Source organism: Catellatospora sp. NPDC049111 (assembly GCF_040648615.1).
In the GTDB taxonomy this organism is placed as follows: domain Bacteria; phylum Actinomycetota; class Actinomycetes; order Mycobacteriales; family Micromonosporaceae; genus Catellatospora; species Catellatospora aurea.
In genome coordinates, this window is the sequence record NZ_JBEZEB010000018.1 from 1 (window position 1) to 15,429 (window position 15,429).

Below are 15,429 nucleotides of genomic sequence, written 5' to 3' on the forward strand. Positions count from 1 at the left end.
CCACCCAGCCGAGATCCATGGCCGTCCACTACGCCATTGACGTCGTCCGACGAGACCCGGCATGACCTGCCACAACGCTTATCTTCCCGGCATTGACGTTAACCCCCACGCGAGGTTGCCTCGGTGGGGGTTTCTGCTGTTCGGCGCTGGCACGCTCGCAGCGGTTGGGGCGACTGGGGGATTCGCGCCTTCGAGTTCCCGGGCGATGCCGGCGACACCGCGGCCCGACGGGCTGTACCGAGTCAGCCATGCGGTAGCTCCCTTCGGGAGAGCTTCGCGCTACATTGAGCAAATCATCATCAATCTTCTCGATTAGAGGGAGTCCCCTACAAGGGTCGCAAACCTGATCGAGTTTGTGCGCACCGCAGCCTCGCTCGAGCAATGGCCGTGGCCTGCAACCACAAGATCTCCACCGAAGGCGGCGCGTAAGCGATGGCTGGGGTGGATGCGGCGCCTCCGGCGGACCGCGATCGGCCGGGCCCTGCGGGCCAGGCCGATCGCGCCGGCACGCGCCTCGACGGTCCTCCACGACGCATTCGCACCTCTCAAGCGAACGTCGGCAGCGCCGGCCTGCGTTGCTGCTCGGTGCGCTGTCGCAGCAGCACGAGGGCGAGGCCTGCCAGGAACCAGACGGCGAGGATGGCGAGCGGCGCTGCCGTGTGGGATCCGTCGAAGTAGCCGAACTTGTTGACCGCTCGCACGGCCGCGCCGGGCGGGAGCTTCGCCGAGATCGCTTGGGCCCATCCCGGCAGTAGGTCGAATCCGATCGCCGCGCCGCTGGTCGCGTTCCCGATCGTGGTGAGGGTGAGTACGGCCAGACCGATGCCGGCCGGGCCGAGCCAGGCGCCTAGGGCTTTGGTCGTGAAGGCGCTGGCTGCCGACAGGAGGATCAGTGAGAGCGCGAGCAGTGGGAACGGGGCTGTCAGCGAGCCGTAGACGGGACCGGCGATGGTGGCCGCGACCAGGCCGATCGCTATCGCGAATCCGCCCATGGCGTAGAGCCGGTGGCGCAGGCGCACCTTCGTGACGGCTGCGGTGAGGCCCTGCGCGAGGACGAACGACGAGAGGGTCACGCCGAACACCACGTAGAAGGCCGACAGCCCTCGGCTGTCGTAGCTGGTCAGCGGCACGATGTCGTGCTCCTGGACGGTCGCTCCGACGTGCGTTGCCAGGCCCGCGACGAGTTGACGTGCGGCGCCGCTTTCGCTGAGCCCGCTGGCACCGGCGTAATCGAGTCCGAGGGTCGTCGGGGAGGTGGCGTCGAGCACGGCGATGGCTTCGCCTGAGCGGACCATGGCCCGTCCGTCCTCGATGCTCGTGACCGGGGTGACGGCGACGGCGTCGGCAAGACCGGTCCGGGCGGCGCCCGCCAGCTGCTCGCCTACCACCGCGATCGGCAGCCGGCTGGGCTCGGGGTCGCGTTGCAGCCCGACATAGACGGCGATGAAGGCTGCGCCGATGACCAGGCCGGTGAGCACCAGGGAGGTCCAGGCCCGGTGCTGTGTGAGGATGGGTTTGTCGGTGTCGGCAGTCGGATCAGGTGATGAGGACATGTTCACTTCCCCGCGTAGTGTGGTTTGAATGTCAAACCAGGCAGACTCGAAGGCTAGCACGGGCGGTTTGAAAACCAAACCGACTCGTGACGCTCTGGCTGTCGCGCTGGACGTGGTCAACGACAGATGGTCGCTGCACATCGTGCGAGCGCTCGCGTTCGGCGCCTCCCGCTATACCGAGATCCTGCGGTCCGTGGGCGCACCCAGGGACGTCCTGGCCGCCAGGCTGCGCAAGCTCACCGAGTCCGGCATCCTGCGGGCTCGGCTCGCCGAGCACGACGCGGCCGCGGGATACGAACTCACCCAGAAGGGGAAAGACCTGGGCCAGGTCATTCTGGTGCTCAAGCGCTGGGGAGACACGTACCGCGACGTCGATGTGCCCGAGGTCGACTTCATCCACGACGTCTGCGGGCAGGTGTTCGTCGCCGAGGTCTGCTGCCGCGCCTGCGGCAAGCCGGTGCGGACCGGCGAACTGTCCCCCGGTGACGAGTCCACCGGATGCTGACACGGCGGGCACCTGTATTCGGTGGTGCCTGGCCGCCCGATCGGCGATCCGGGTCGCGGTACCCCCGGTTCCAAGGGCGATCAGCACAACTGCAGGTCAGCAGCCGTCCTGATCATGTAGTTGGGTTTCGGACACGTTATTACCCCATGAAGATCAGAAGAGCGCGTCAGGCCGCCTCTGATCTGGGATTTTCGCTGATGACACTCGTAGGTTCTCGGATTCGGTGCTGAGCGACCCCGGATTCGAGCCGGCTCCCGGTCAGACGCTGGAGGAGTTCCTCACCGAGGGTGCACGCGCGGCCACGACACCGTCGACAGCCTCACGCTCACCGTCGACGGGGCCGCGATACCCCACGTGTACGACCATCGGGTCACGACGCCGCTGTTCACCTTCACCGGTGATCCGAGCATGCGGCGGCTGGACCCCTGTATCACCGGCTCACCGCAGCAGGCCGTGGCCGACGGCTACTTCGTGCTGCTCAAGCCGCTGCATCCCGGTGTGCACACGGTGGCGTGGACGGTTCACCACAGCTTCGGGTACGCCTACACGGTCCGCTACACCCTTACGGTGCAGTGAGCCCGGCGTGGTCGAGCATCGCCCGGCCCAGCGCGGTGACGGTATGCCGCACCGTGTTGCGATACCGGCGGCTGTCGACGAGCCCGGCCTGACGCAGCACTGTCGCATGCTCCGACGTAGACGGCGCGGACAGGCCGAGCCGGGTCGCGAGCAGTCCCGTCGTGATGCCCGGCTCGGCGGCGATCACCTCCAACACCGCCGCACGTGATCTTCCCATGAGGGCATGCACGTGGCGTACACCGTGCTGAGTGTCAGGCTCGGCCAGCACCGGCCACGCCGCCACCGGATCGCCGAGGGCGGGGACGAACAGCAACGCTGGATCGTCCCCGCCCACGTGCCAGAAGAGCTCCGGCCGATGGCAGAAGATCGACGGCGCGATCCGCAATCCGCGCCCCGCAGTCGGGCTGTGCCCGGCGCGGGCGCGCCGATGATCTCCAGGACCGGTGCCCGCCAGCGAACATGCGGGGCAAGGCAGCTGAACAGGCGCTCCACCCCGCCGAGCGCCATCGCCTCGAGGTAGCGCAGACGGTCGGCATTCAGGTGTGGATTCATCCGCGGCCAAAGGCCCGAGATGGTCCCGCTGAACGCGTCGTCGACCCGCGCGGCCAGGCGCATCCGGGCAGAACGGGCACCTCGGGCGAGGTCACCTGCCCAGCTCGGCAACGGTGCGATCTGTGCGAGATGTGCCAGTTCTCGGTGCAGCGCCGCGGCCGGGACCGCGGCGACGGCTGCGGCCGCATCGTCCCGATGAGAGAGGGGGGCGAGCCGCGTCATGAGGTCCAACATCCCGTTCGGGTGGAACAGTCCGGCGATCTGCTGGGCCGGGCCGCCGATGCTGTGCCTGACGCGGCGACGCCAAGTGTCGAACGCCGCGGGCGCACGGCGGCTCTGCAACACGCGCAGCGCAAACAGGGTCTCCGGCAGCAGCCCAGCGTTGACCACGCTGGTGCGCATAAGGTCATCGGTGGTGAATTCGATTCGCTGCACATCCGCGAGAACGCCTCGGCCGTCCGGATGCGTTGCCGTTGCTGATATCCGACTATGAAGCAACGGTGCGGACTGGATCTGACGCCCGGAAACAGCGACCTCGCCCAGGATGGCATCGGCCGTTGTCGTTAGGTTTGGAAGAGTCGACCGGATGTGGGCTGGCATCACCCGCACGTTTGTGCTGAGACTGCGCGACGGGACCGAGCACCGAATGGTCTACGGGTTCCGTTGAACCGGCTGACCAACCCGGCGGGACCGGGCCACATCGACGTCGGCGGCAGGCAGGTTTCCGTCGGCGTCAACGCCGACATGGCCGCCGGTCTCGCCGGTGCCATCCCGCTGGGCCGTCTGGGGGCGGTGCAGGAGGCCGCCGGTGCCGCGTACTGCTGTGCACCCCCGGAAGCGGACCACATCACCGGCGAGGTCCCGATCTGCGCCGGTGCTTACACGTTCTGGCCACGGCCTGGGTGAGCCCGTCCTGGGTACGGAGGCCGCTGACCAGCGGCGCAAGCACCTCGGCAGCGCATCAGGGTGGTCATGTTGCGGAGCAGGCGGCGTCGACCAAGGCTCGGGCGGCGGCCTTGGCCGCAGCCGGGGCCGTGGAGTCGGCGTCGAGCACGCCGGCGGCCAGGCCCCCGTCGATCATCAGGGTGAGCTGGCGCGCCAGCAGGTCGGCGTCGGCGGCGCCGGCCCGGCGGGCCAGGTCGGTCACCCACGCACGCACCACGTGCTTGTGCTCTACGGTGCGGGCGTGCACGTCACTGCCGCGGTCGGACTCGGCGGCGGTGTTGATGAACGCGCACCCGTGATATCCCTCCCGGCGGCAGGCCGAGGCCAGCGCGTCGAACATGGCCACCAGCTGCTCGCGCGGGTCGTCGCCGGCAGCGCGGGCTGCGGCGCGCAGCTGCCCGAACCAGGCCTGGTCGACCTGGTCCAGGTACGCCAGCACGAGATCGTCCTTGCGCGGGAAGTGCTTGTACAGGGTCGCCTTGGCCACGCCGGACTCGGCGATGACGGTGTCGACGCCGACGCCCCGCGGCCCGTGGGCGTAGAAGAGCCGGAACGCGGTGGCCAGGATGCGCTCGCGGGCGGGCTGCGCTGGCTGGGTCATCGTCGCCTCCAGGGTCCGGAACCGCCATCCTACAGACAAGTCTGTTCATGGGTGCAGCTGGCGGCCCGATCAAGCGAGACTCCTGCCTCTTGATGGTAGACAGACCTGTCTGTTAGCGTGTTTGTTCTTAGCGGGACCTGAAGGCCTTGCAGGGCCGACCCATCAAGGAGTAGTTCATGAAGATCGCAGTTCTGGGCACCGGCATGGTCGGCCAGGCGCTCGCCGGCCGCCTCGCCGGGTTGGGCCACGACGTGACCGTCGGCACGCGCGACATCGCGGCGACCATGGCGCGTGCCGAGCCCGACGGCATGGGCAACCCGCCCTACCCGGCCTGGGCGCAGGCTCACCCCGCGGTGAAGCTGGCGACTTTCGCCCAGGCCGCCGCGGACGCCGAACTGATCGTCAACGCGACCTCCGGCGCCATCTCGCTCGCCGCGCTGGAGGCAGCCGGGAGCGACAACCTCGCCGGCAAGGTCCTGCTGGATATCGCCAACCCGCTCGACTTCTCCGGCGGATTCCCGCCCACCCTGTTCGTCAAGGATACGGACTCCCTCGGCGAGCAGATCCAGCGCGCCTTCCCCGAGCTGAAAGTCGTCAAGACGCTCAACACCGTGAACGCCGATCTCATGGTCGACCCGCGGCAGCTGGCCGACGGGGACCACACGGTGTTCGTGTCCGGCGACGACGCCGACGCCAAGAAGACCGTGACCGGCCTGCTGGAGTCGTTCGGCCATCGCGACGTGATCGATCTGGGTGACATCACCTCCGCCCGCGGCACCGAGATGCTGCTGCCGATCTGGCTGCGTCTGTTCGGGGCGCTGGGCAACCCGATGTTCAACCTCAAGGTCGTGCGCTGACCACTTCCTGGTGCGCGTGGCGGTCGGCGGGATCGCCGCCGCCGCGCATCCCTGCGCGTGGGCGGGCGTCTGCGTCAGCAGCCGGTGTCCCGGGTGGGCGACGCGGTGCCAGTGGCCGCCGGCGGCCGGTCCGAGCGCAGGTCGTCAAGGAGGTCGGGGAGGAGTCTCTCCTCCATGACGGATCGGCCGGCGGTCTTCATCTCGGATGCCAGCTGCTCGTCCCAGGGCGTGTCGGCTGGAGCGCCGAGCAGGGGCCGGCCCGATCCCGCCGCGGACAGGTAGTCCTTCGCGGCCATGCGCCAGGGCCGGGCGTTGGGGTAGCGCGCCAGTGCCGCCGCGGTCATTCGTACGCCGGCCCAGTCGAAGTCGTTGCGCCACCACAAGGTCGAGGTCGTGGCCTGGCCGAGCAGCCGGTGCACGGCGGCCGATGGGACGCCCTCGGCGCAGACCATGGCAGGAGCGGCCGGTCCCAGTGCGCATGCGGCGCGTAGGACAGCCGGATTCTCCGTCACGTAGACGTGCTCGGCGTGGATCCACAGCGGGTGCAGGCGCAGCTGGTGCAGGGTCAACCGGACCGGCACGCCGGCCTGCGCGGCCTGGGTGAGCCAGCCGCCGACCAGCCCGCCGTCGGCGGGCAGGTTGAGCACGAGGACCTGGCTGGCGAGGTCGTCGGGGACGACGCCGAACAGTTCCCAGAGGGCGCGTTCCTCCTCGGCGCTGGCGGGCACGTCGATGCCCTGCCAGCGGGCGAGCGCCTTGGTGAGCACGCCGCGGAGTGCGGGCTCGGCGAGTGCCTTGGTGTCGCCGAGCAGGCGCTCGGCGAACGCGGGCATCGGCTCTTCGGCGGCGGGCAGCGCGTCGAGGACCCGCAGTGCGGGAGCTAGGTCACGCCCGCCACGCACCAGCCGGGTGAGGCTGCCGTCGCGGTGGAGGTCATCGAGCCATTGCCGCCACCACGGCTGCCCGTGGTGCTTGCTGGCCCGCGCCTGGTCAAGGGCGGCTGCACGGGCGGTGGACTCGGCTGCGCGTTCAGCGGGCCGGTTGCGCAGGCCCGGGCCGAGGATCTCCGCGAGCCCGGCGCCGTGGGCCTGCCGGAGGTAATCGTCGAGCTCGGCGAGGCGTACGGCGAGCCGGCCGGCTCCGGCAGCGCGGTGCACCCCGGTGATGCCGATGACCAGCAGGCGCTCGGCTTCGGTGGGCGCGGTGAGGGAGATGGTCGTGTCGAGCGAGCCACCGGTGCGCTCCAGGCTGCGCCGGGCGCTGTACAGCAGCCGCGCCCACGCGGGATCGTCGGTCGGATCGGCCATCACGGTTCCGGCGTCAGCGCGTCCACCGGGGTGGACGGCTGCGGCACGCGGCGGGTCTCCGGCGATCCGAAGGCACGGGCCAGCGTGCCGTCGAAGTCGGCTTCGATGTGCGTGCCGTTCCAGACCAGCAGGACGGTGGCCACGGTGGACTCACCGGCGGAGTGGGACAGGTCGTAGTGGGCGGCGCCACGGACCTGGGAGTGGGTCGCCCACAGGTCGTAGCCGGTCATGAACAGGTCCAGGTCGAACTCGGCGGCCAGGGCCATCAGCTCGCGGCGGCCATTGTCGTCGACACCGGCGAAGGCCTCGTCGAGGCCGAGCATGCGGGGCGCGGACGGCAGGGCAGATGCGAACAGCGCGTTGGCCGCGGCGAACAGCGGCAGGTGCAGGGAGACGGACTGCTCACCGCCGGAGAGCTGGCTGTGCCGGGCCTTGGTGAGGTTCTCGACCACACCGCCGGGCCGGTGCAGGGTGAACTTGAAGGTGCGCCACTGGCGGTAGTCGAGCACCTGGGCGAGCAGGTCTCGGTAGGGCAGGTCGGGGGACATGGCGCGGGCGGATTTGATCCGGGTGGCGAAATGGCGGCGCAGGGTCGCCAGCTGGGTCGCGTTCAGCCGGGCGGGGTCGCGTTCGAGCAGGGTGCAGGCTTCGCGCTGGTCGGCGTCGAGGTCGTCGGACAGCTGCCAGCCGACGCCGACGGTCAGGCCGGAGGACATGCGCCGGGCGCGCATCTGGGCGTCCATGCTTTTGACGAGGTCGCGTGATTCGACGGTGCGCTGGTGGATCTGCCGGGCGAGCTGGGTCAGCAGGGCGTCTTCGAGGATGCGCCGTTCGGCGTCGGACAGCAACTGCTCCTGGTCGTAGCGTTCGCGGGCGATGCGTTCGGCGAAGTGCGCGACGGGGGACAGGCCCTGCTCGTCGGCGACGCGCACGACGACGACGCCGTCGTCGGTCGCCCATTCGGGCCGGTGGTCGAGACCGGCTGCGGGCAGCTGGGTCTGCAGGTCGGTGAGGGCGCCGTTGAGGCGGGTGGCGCTCTGCTTGAGGGAGTTCTCGGTGGGGTTGAGTTCCCTGGTCGCGGCGAGGATCGCCTCGTGCAGGGCGGTGATCTCGGAGGGCAGGGGTGCGGCCGGGTCGTCGATGCGCTGCGCCGGCCAGCGCAGGTCGGCCGGGCACCGCAGGATACCCAGCAGGTCGGCGTGGGCGAACGGCCTGAGGCGGGCCGCTTCCCGCAGCGCCTCGGTGCGGGCCTGCTGCAGTTCATGCACGGCGGCATCGACGCGGACGGCCGCGGCGGCCTGCGCGCGGTCGGCCTGACGGAGGTCTTCGCGTACCGCGGTCAGCTTCGCCTCGGCCTCGGTCACCCGCTGCTCGGTATCGGCGACTTCGGTGAGAACCCGGCGTACGTCGGCATCGTCGACGGCGGCGGTGAGGGTCTGCAACTCCTCGGTCTTCTCCGCGGATCGCATCGCTGCCTCGTGAGCATCGGCACGGGCGGACTCACATCGGTCGGCTGCCTCGGTATGCCGTTCCTGCGCCTGCGCGACGGCGACGGTGGCGCGCGCGGCCGCGGCGCGCGCGGGCGGGACCTGCTCGGCCGCGGATTCGAAGCGGCGCACCGCGTCGGCGACGGCGTCCACGCGGTCGGCCGGCAGGTGGCGCTCGGCGGCAGCTCGCCGCAGCGCCTTGCCGGCCTCGGCCCGTTCCGCGATGGCCTGGTCCAGCGCGGCCGCGGCCCTGAGCCAGCTCTCGCGCCGGAGTTTGAGCGTGTTGGCGGCGAGGTCTAGCTGCCGCAGCGCGGTGTGGACAGGCTCGGGCGAAGGCAGCTCGCGGCCGGCGGCCTGCACGGCGTCGACGGTCCGGCCGAGCCGTACCCTTGCCTGATCCACATCGTCGGTCTCGGCGGACAGCTGCGCGATGAGCCGGTCGCATTCGGCGATACGGGCTGCGCGCCGGGCGGCGCGGGCGGTCGCGCCGATGTACTCGGGCACGGCCTTGGCGGCCCGGCCCAGAACGATGCCCTGAGCGAACTTCCCGCTCGTGCTGACCGAGACGCGTCCAGCCGGCCCGGTGATGGAATCCGTCACCGCGATCGACGCCAGGACGGCCTCGACCACCTGCGCCGGCACGAACTCCTGCTCCTCGGCGACCAGCAGGTCGTCCAGCGTACGACCGGCGGGGCGCAGGCCCACCGGCAGGGCGAGCAGGTAGCCGTCGGAGTCCGGCGTCGACAGCGCGGCCGAGGTCAGGGCGGCGTCCGGGTGGATCCAGGCGTCCAGGATGCCGGAAGCCTCCAAGGCGGCCTCCACCGACGCCGCCTCGGCGACGGCGAGGCGGTCGGTGAAGCGGACCAGGCGCCACAGCGGCGCCCCCGGGCGCCCGGTGCGGTCCGCGGTGCGCGTGGGCCAGGCCGGCGGAGCGTCGTCATGCTCGGCGGTGATCCGGTCACGCTCGGCCGTCAGGTCGGCCTGCCTGCCGCGCAGCGTCTCGTGCCGGGCGTCGAGCGCCGCGATCTCCTGCCGGATCGCTGTCAAGCCGGACATCGTCAGGTCGGTGAACAGTTCGCGTAGCGTCGGCTGCCCCGCCTCGCCGAGGTGCTCCACGGCCGCGGTCAGCGCGCTGAGGGACTGGTCGGCGTCGACCTCGGCCAGGGTCTGGGCGTGCTGCGACGCCCAGGTGGCGATGGCGGCGGCCACGCGGCCGCGGGTCTCGGTGACGGCTGTCTCGGCCGCCTGCTCGTCCGCCTCGGCGGTGTCGACGTCGGTGGCCGCTTTCGCGGCGGCGTCTGCGGACTTGGCGTGGTCACGTTCGGTCTGGGCGACGGCTGCGGCACCGGCGCGCAGCACCCGGATGTCGTCACGACGAGCGGTGATCCGGCCGGCGGCACGGGTGCCGAAGCCCTCGGGCTCGCTGTCGGCTGCCGTCCACGCGACTCCCGACTGCTCGGCCTCGTCGGCGACCGTACGCAGCAGCCGGGTGACCTGGCTCGCGGCGTCAGCCGACTGGCGCTGCGCAACCTCCAGTTCAAGCAGGCGGTTGCGCGCCGCGGACTCCTCGCGCGCGGCGGCCGTCGCCGACTGAGCCGCGATGCGGGCGAGGTCGGCCGCATGCCGCCTGAGGTCGGCCAGCTGTTCGTGCGACTGGTACGCCGTGGAGCTTTTCAGCCGTTCGAGGTGGGCCCGGAGTCGGCCGGGTTCGCCCTCGGCGGTGTCGACGGCGTGCTCTGCCGCCTGGTGCGCGGCCTCGGCGGTCTCCTTCTCCGCATGTGCCGCGGCGAGGGCGTCTGCGGCCTGGTCGACCGCGCTGCGCCGGGCGGTGAGCCCGTCGGCGGCGGCCCGGGCGTGTGTGCGCAGGTAGGTGGAGTACACCGAGAGGAAGGATGCGGTGGCCCGGTCGGCGGCGACGAGCCCTTCGAGGGTGCGTGCGACGGCCTCCATGTCGTCGAAGGAACCGGCTGCCTCGATGATCAGCCCGTCGTCGAGGGGGCGCAGGCCGCGCTGCAGGGTCCGGGACAGCTCGACCGGGTTGAGATCCTTCGCCAGCTGCGGTTTGCGCAGCGTGAGGACGAGGTCGAGCAGCTGCTCGTAGCGGGCGGCGCCGAGCCCGAACAGGCGCGCGTCGACCGCGTGCCGGTACTCCTCGGCCGTGTCGTACACCGATTCGGCGCCCAGGGCGGCGGTCAGGTCGCGCCGGTTGAGCGGGCGGTCGCCGGGGTCGATGAGGGAGAAGTCCACGCCGACCCGCCCGTTGGTGACGAAATGGTGCCGGGTGACCTTGTCCACGTGCCGGTGGGCCCGCAATCCGATGCCGATCGTCACGTGCTCGCCGGTCTCGGGCCGGCCGAACTCCATCCACACGTACGCGTGGGACTGCTCCTGCCCCCGGTAGAGCACGTTCGACTTCATCGTCCGGTCCTCGCCGGCGAACGGGTTGAGCCGGCGGGGCTCGATCCGCCCGTCGAGCAGGAACGGGAACAGCACCTCCAGCGCCTTGGTCTTGCCCGAGCCGTTCGGGCCGCGCAGCACCAGCCAGCCGTCGACGAAGATGAACTCCTCGTCGCGGTAGTCCCACAGGTTGATGATCCCGGCGCGGGTAGGGACGAATCTCATCAGAACAACCTCGGTGCGGAGCGGCGGGCCTTCGATGCAGCGGTGGTGTTGCGGTAACGGCCGGTCAGCGGAAGCACCAGCACCCCGCCGGGCACGGCCAGGACGCAGCCGAAACGCTCCAGCAGCGCCTTCGCCTCGGCGCACAGGCGCTCGGGGTCGCCGTGCCACTGCGCGCCGAACGAGCCGGCATGCCGGGTGAGGATGCGCCGGGTGGCGTCGAGCAGGAAGCTGTCGGTGACGAAGGGCAACCGGCCGTCGTCGGAGTCGGGGACCGGAACGTCACCGTCGGGCTCGCGCAGCTCCTCGTCCAGAAGCACCTGGCTGGCGGTGGGCAGGCCGACGTCGATGAGCTGTGTCAGTGCGACCTGTCGCTCGGCGATGCTCGGACCGTCCATCCGCTTGACCCGGCGGCCGTCGGGGTCCGTGATCCGATCGGCCATCTCCACGGCGAGCAGGACCGCCACCTGCGCGACCGACCCGGTGCTGGGGAAGCGCTCGGCGGAGAAGCCGGAGACCGTGTCCACCAGCAGCACCCCCTCGGCGCGGCGTTCCAGCCGCAGCCCGGTCAGGCGCTGGATGTCCTCGGCGAACGCCGTCCCGCGCAGATGGTTGCCCACCGCTTCGTCGACGTCGGCGAAGTAGACGACCGGCCGCTCGACCGCGGCCCGGCGCGCGCTCTGGGCCATGATGCGCCGCTCCTCGTTGCCGCTGGTGGCGGCGCTGCGGTCGAGCAGATCGGCGATGCCGGCGACCGCCTGCACCATCTTGGTGGGGCGGTAGAGCGCGAGCACGACATCGCGGGCGACGTCGTACAGGGCTTCACCGGCGCGCGGGTCGCTGGCCCATGACTGCGCCGAGCCGTCGGCCACCGTCAGTGCACCACGCTCCTCCAGCCACGCGACCGCGTCCACGAACGCGCGGCGGTCGGCGCCCCGGTCGGGGTCCAGCTCCAGGCCCGCGATCCGCCCGGCGTCGGCGGCCACCGCTTCGGCGAGCTCGCTGAGCGTGATCTGCCCGCCCGCGCGTCCGAGGACCGCCAAGCACAGCATCAGGTATGCGTACCGCTGCCGGTCGAATTCCTTGGCGGTCCGGGTACGGGCCGGCTGTGCGGCGTCGACCTGGTCTTTCTGGCGCACCAGGCGAGCCGTCGCCCCGTGGAGCTCCAGCCGGTACCCGAAGGCGTCGGCGAGGTCTTGGCGCAGCTGGGCGCTGAACCGGCGCACCCGGCGAAGGGCTTTGTCGTCGGGCCACCGGGCGGTGATCAGCGGATGGCGCAGGACGAGCCGGACGGCGCGCTGGTAGTCGCCGAGCTCCGCCTCGGTGATGTCGCGGGCGAACCGGCTCATGCCACCACCTCGCCGCGCTCGACGCCGGCATGGGTCTCTGCGCCCCACATGGTTCGCTCCGTGCGGTCGCTCACGCCTCACCGCCGTGTGGGGTGACGGTCAGCGCGTAGCCGTCGATCCGCAGCACCCCGTGCGTGGTGGTGATCGTTGTGAACGTGCCCGGCTTCGGCGTGAGCTGCAGTCGGACACCGAAAGCCGCGGCGACCACCGGCACCCGGATCGATCCCGTCGGCCGGTTGGCCAGCACCCGGTCGAGCAGGCGAAGCAGCAGCACGGTCGCGGCGTCGTCGAGGATGCGATGGTCCAGCCCCGTCTCGGCCAGGGACGTCGCCGCGGCGCGCAGGCGGTGCTCCTCGGCCAGCTGCGCCTCGCGCAGCCGTGCCCGGCCAGACTCGGCGCGATCGAGCCGCGCAGGAAGGTTGTTGCGCGATCCCGGCTCCCGGCCGGTCTCCACCAGCGTGCGCGACAGCTCGACGGCCGGCGCCTCCCACCACGAATGGCGGGTGGGCACGGTCTCCGGATCGGGATAGGCGACGCCGACGTGGCGCGGGGCGCCGAGCCCGAACACCGTGTCGAACAGTGCGTGCGCCGCGGCGTCGCTGCCGACGCCGGTGAACCAGGCCGCCAGGTGCCGCAGCTGAGACTCCCTGCTGACCCCGCCACGGCGGGCCTCGGTGACCCGGCGCAGCAGCGCCAGCACGTCGCCGATCGCGCCGATCGTCGCGTCGGCGAGCCGGTCTGCCTCGCTGAGCTGGTCGGCGCCGGGCGGGGCGAGCCAGGACCGCAGGCCCGACCAGCGTCGCCGCCAGTCGTGCAGGCGCTCGGCGGGGGTGCGGAAGATGCGCTCGTCGGCTTCGGCTGCCGCCTCGACCAGCCGGTCCAGGCTGGTCGCCTCGACGACGTCGACGGCCTGCTTGAGCCGCGGCGAGTAGCGCTGCAGCTCGTCGTGGAAGTCCCGCAGGTGTGTCAGGAGTGCGTCCTTGTGCGTGAGGAACACTTCCGGGCGTACGTCATTGGTGCGGCTGAGATCGCCGAGCATGTGGTAGAAGCGCGCCGCGCGTTCGGCGATGTCGGCCAGCGCCCGGTCCAGCCGGTTGAGCTTGCGGTACACCTCCTCTGCGTCGCCGGCCCGATTGGCCTCGGCGAGGGCGGCCAGGTCGGCGAGGAGGTCGGCGAAGACCAGCCGGGACAGGTTGCTGTCATCGAGACTCGCCGACAGCACACTCTCGACTGCCCGGTGAGCCCGGTAGCCGGCCTCGGTGAACTGGTAGACGGAGTGCCGGTTGCGGTACTCGGCCAAGGTCGCGGCACGCGTACTGTCCTGGGCCCGGTCCAGCACACCCCACTCGACCAGCGCGTCCAGCAGGCGAGGCAGATCAAGGTCGTCCGGCTGGGGGCAGTCGTCGTGGCCGGTGGCGAGCCCGGCGAGCGAGGAGGCCACGTCGGTGGTGTGGAGCAGGACGTGGTAGTTGTCGCGTGCCGCGTCGAACGCCCGCAGGACCCACAGGTAAGCCCCGCGGTTCTCGGTGGTCACGTAGGTGAACAGGCGCATGCGGTCGTCGAGGCCGAAGTCGTCCAGACCGAAGGACGACCTTGCCCGATTACTCACCGACACCACCTCCCCAGGGTCGCCACAGCCTATCCGGTGGCAGGCCGGCCATCGACGGGACGACTCGAACGTGGTACGGACAGCGAGCCCGCGTCAGGCGAGCAGGGTATGGACCAGGCCGATCGCGGCACCTGCGGCGATGTACCAGGCGTTGTTGAGCTTCGTCTTCCACAGCAGCAACAGGGTGACCACGGTGATGGCGGCGGTGAGCGGGTCGACGACAGCGGTGCGGGCCAGCTGCAATGAAACACCCGCCATCAGCGCCAGGGCGGTGGCGTTGACCCCGTCGAGCAGCGCGGAGGCCCACGGCGAGGAACGCAGCTTGTCGGTCAGCTGGGTGAGCAAGCCCACGAACACGAATGACGGCAGGAAGATCGCCACCGTGGCCACGAACGCGCCGGCGGGTCCGGCGACGAGGTAGCCGATGAACGTGGCGGTGGTGAACACGGGGCCGGGGGTGACCTGGCCGATGGAGACGGCGTCGATGAGCTGCTGCTGGGTGATCCAGTGCAGGCGGTCGACGAAGTCGCCCTGCAGGAACGCCAGCAGCACGTAACCGCTGCCGTACAGCACCGACCCGATCTTCAGCATGGTCCAGAACAGGGTCCACAGCTGGCCGCTTGTGGGGTCGGGGAACAGCGGCTGTCCGCCCAGCAGCGGCACGCCCATCCAGCCGTGCAGCCGCAGCCGGGGCGGGCGGCGGACCATGTTTGCTCCGGCAGCGATCACGGCACCTGCGGCAAGGATGATCAGTTCGTTGACGCCGAGCAGGTACGCCGCGAGCCCGGCGGCGGCCAGCAGACCTAGCCACACGGTTTTGATCACGGTGCGTAGCAGGGCGAACAGGGCGTGGGCGATGATCGCGATGACGGCCGGGACGATGCCATACAGCAGTCCCTCGACGGCGGGGGTGTCGCCGTAGGTGACGTACGCCCAGGCCAGGCCGGTGACAATGAGCGCGGCGGGCAGGATGAAGCAGATCCCGGCGGCGAGCAGGCCGCGCCAGCGGGCGCGGTCGTAGCCGAGGTGGATGGCCAGCTCGGTGGAGTTCGGGCCGGGGATGAGGTTGGTGGCGCCCATCAGGTCGACGAACCGCTCGTCGGTCACCCAGCCGCGGCGGCGTACGAGTTCGTCGCGCATCATCGCCGTGTGCGCGGCCGGGCCGCCGAACGCGATCAGGCCGAGCTTGAGGAACAGCACCGCCACCTCGCGTACCGAGCCTCGCGGACCGCCCGCGCGGCTGGTGGGCGGAAGAGGCGAGCGGTCGCCGCTGGTGCTGCGTTCGTCGGTCATCGCCTGCCCGTTGTCGTGGTGTCCGTGATCTCGGCCGCCGATCGTAGGGACCGCTGATGAACCGCAGAAGAACACCGACGGCGCAGTTGGGCTCGTCAGCACGCCGTCTACGCGGAGGCAGTCCTCATCCCCCGGGGGGTCGGAAGGTTTCGTCGGCCGGTTGGCTGGGTCTTTGA

The 15,429-nt window shown here is 71.0% G+C and carries 13 protein-coding genes; 4 read left to right on the forward strand and 9 right to left on the reverse strand.

Features of this window, described 5'->3' with window-relative positions:
- Positions 1-545: 545 nt before the first annotated feature.
- Positions 546-1,613 (reverse strand): hypothetical protein, encoded by a 1,068-nt coding sequence (locus AB0B66_RS23610; protein WP_360533663.1) that lies wholly within the window; start codon positions 1,611-1,613, stop codon positions 546-548.
- A gap of 7 nt (positions 1,614-1,620) precedes the next feature.
- On the opposite strand from AB0B66_RS23610, the gene AB0B66_RS23615 reads away from it, so the two are divergent.
- Together AB0B66_RS23615 and AB0B66_RS23620 are read left to right on the forward strand one after the other, a co-directional pair.
- Positions 1,621-2,058 (forward strand): helix-turn-helix domain-containing protein, encoded by a 438-nt coding sequence (locus AB0B66_RS23615; protein WP_360533666.1) that lies wholly within the window; start codon positions 1,621-1,623, stop codon positions 2,056-2,058.
- Positions 2,059-2,412: 354 nt separating this feature from the next.
- Entirely contained in the window at positions 2,413-2,634 is a 222-nt protein-coding gene (locus tag AB0B66_RS23620; protein ID WP_360533669.1) for a hypothetical protein, read from the forward strand.
- Here AB0B66_RS23620 and AB0B66_RS23625 read toward each other — a convergent pair.
- Positions 2,621-2,830, reverse strand: a complete 210-nt coding sequence (locus AB0B66_RS23625) for a helix-turn-helix domain-containing protein (protein WP_360533672.1) — start codon at positions 2,828-2,830, stop codon at positions 2,621-2,623. The genes AB0B66_RS23620 and AB0B66_RS23625 overlap by 14 nt on opposite strands.
- The gene (locus AB0B66_RS23630) at positions 2,818-3,786 is read right to left on the reverse strand and encodes a hypothetical protein (RefSeq protein WP_360533675.1); all 969 of its coding nucleotides are present in this window, start codon (positions 3,784-3,786) and stop codon (positions 2,818-2,820) included. Before AB0B66_RS23630 ends, AB0B66_RS23625 begins: the two co-directional genes overlap by 13 nt.
- A 63-nt stretch (positions 3,787-3,849) precedes the next feature.
- Here AB0B66_RS23630 and AB0B66_RS23635 point away from each other — a divergent pair, with 63 nt between their 5' ends.
- A complete protein-coding gene (locus AB0B66_RS23635) occupies positions 3,850-4,092 on the forward strand; it encodes a hypothetical protein (RefSeq protein ID WP_360533678.1) in 243 nt (80 codons plus the stop codon).
- Between the two features lie 64 nt (positions 4,093-4,156).
- Here AB0B66_RS23635 and AB0B66_RS23640 read toward each other — a convergent pair whose 3' ends face one another.
- Complete coding sequence (locus AB0B66_RS23640) at positions 4,157-4,732, reverse strand: TetR/AcrR family transcriptional regulator (protein ID WP_360533681.1); 576 nt, start codon at positions 4,730-4,732, stop codon at positions 4,157-4,159.
- Between the two features lie 176 nt (positions 4,733-4,908).
- On the opposite strand from AB0B66_RS23640, the gene AB0B66_RS23645 reads away from it, so the two are divergent.
- The gene (locus AB0B66_RS23645; protein ID WP_360533684.1) at positions 4,909-5,589 is read left to right on the forward strand and encodes an NAD(P)-binding domain-containing protein; all 681 of its coding nucleotides are present in this window, start codon (positions 4,909-4,911) and stop codon (positions 5,587-5,589) included.
- Between the two features lie 74 nt (positions 5,590-5,663).
- Here AB0B66_RS23645 and AB0B66_RS23650 read toward each other — a convergent pair whose 3' ends face one another.
- The 5 genes from AB0B66_RS23650 to chrA form a co-directional block, all read right to left on the reverse strand.
- Positions 5,664-6,896 carry a TIGR02679 domain-containing protein gene (locus tag AB0B66_RS23650; protein ID WP_360533687.1) on the reverse strand — a complete coding sequence of 411 codons (1,233 nt, stop codon included), beginning with the start codon at positions 6,894-6,896 and terminating at the stop codon, positions 5,664-5,666.
- A complete protein-coding gene (locus AB0B66_RS23655) occupies positions 6,896-11,005 on the reverse strand; it encodes a TIGR02680 family protein (RefSeq protein WP_360533690.1) in 4,110 nt (1,369 codons plus the stop codon). The genes AB0B66_RS23650 and AB0B66_RS23655 overlap by 1 nt, the downstream gene beginning before the upstream one ends.
- On the reverse strand, positions 11,005-12,351 hold the full coding sequence (locus AB0B66_RS23660) for a TIGR02678 family protein (protein WP_360533692.1): 1,347 nt from the start codon (positions 12,349-12,351) through the stop codon (positions 11,005-11,007). The genes AB0B66_RS23655 and AB0B66_RS23660 overlap by 1 nt, the downstream gene beginning before the upstream one ends.
- A 70-nt stretch (positions 12,352-12,421) precedes the next feature.
- A complete protein-coding gene (locus tag AB0B66_RS23665) occupies positions 12,422-13,960 on the reverse strand; it encodes a TIGR02677 family protein (protein ID WP_360533695.1) in 1,539 nt (512 codons plus the stop codon).
- Between the two features lie 93 nt (positions 13,961-14,053).
- Positions 14,054-15,253 carry a chromate efflux transporter gene (chrA, locus tag AB0B66_RS23670; RefSeq protein ID WP_360533982.1) on the reverse strand — a complete coding sequence of 400 codons (1,200 nt, stop codon included), beginning with the start codon at positions 15,251-15,253 and terminating at the stop codon, positions 14,054-14,056.
- Positions 15,254-15,429 lie beyond the last annotated feature (176 nt).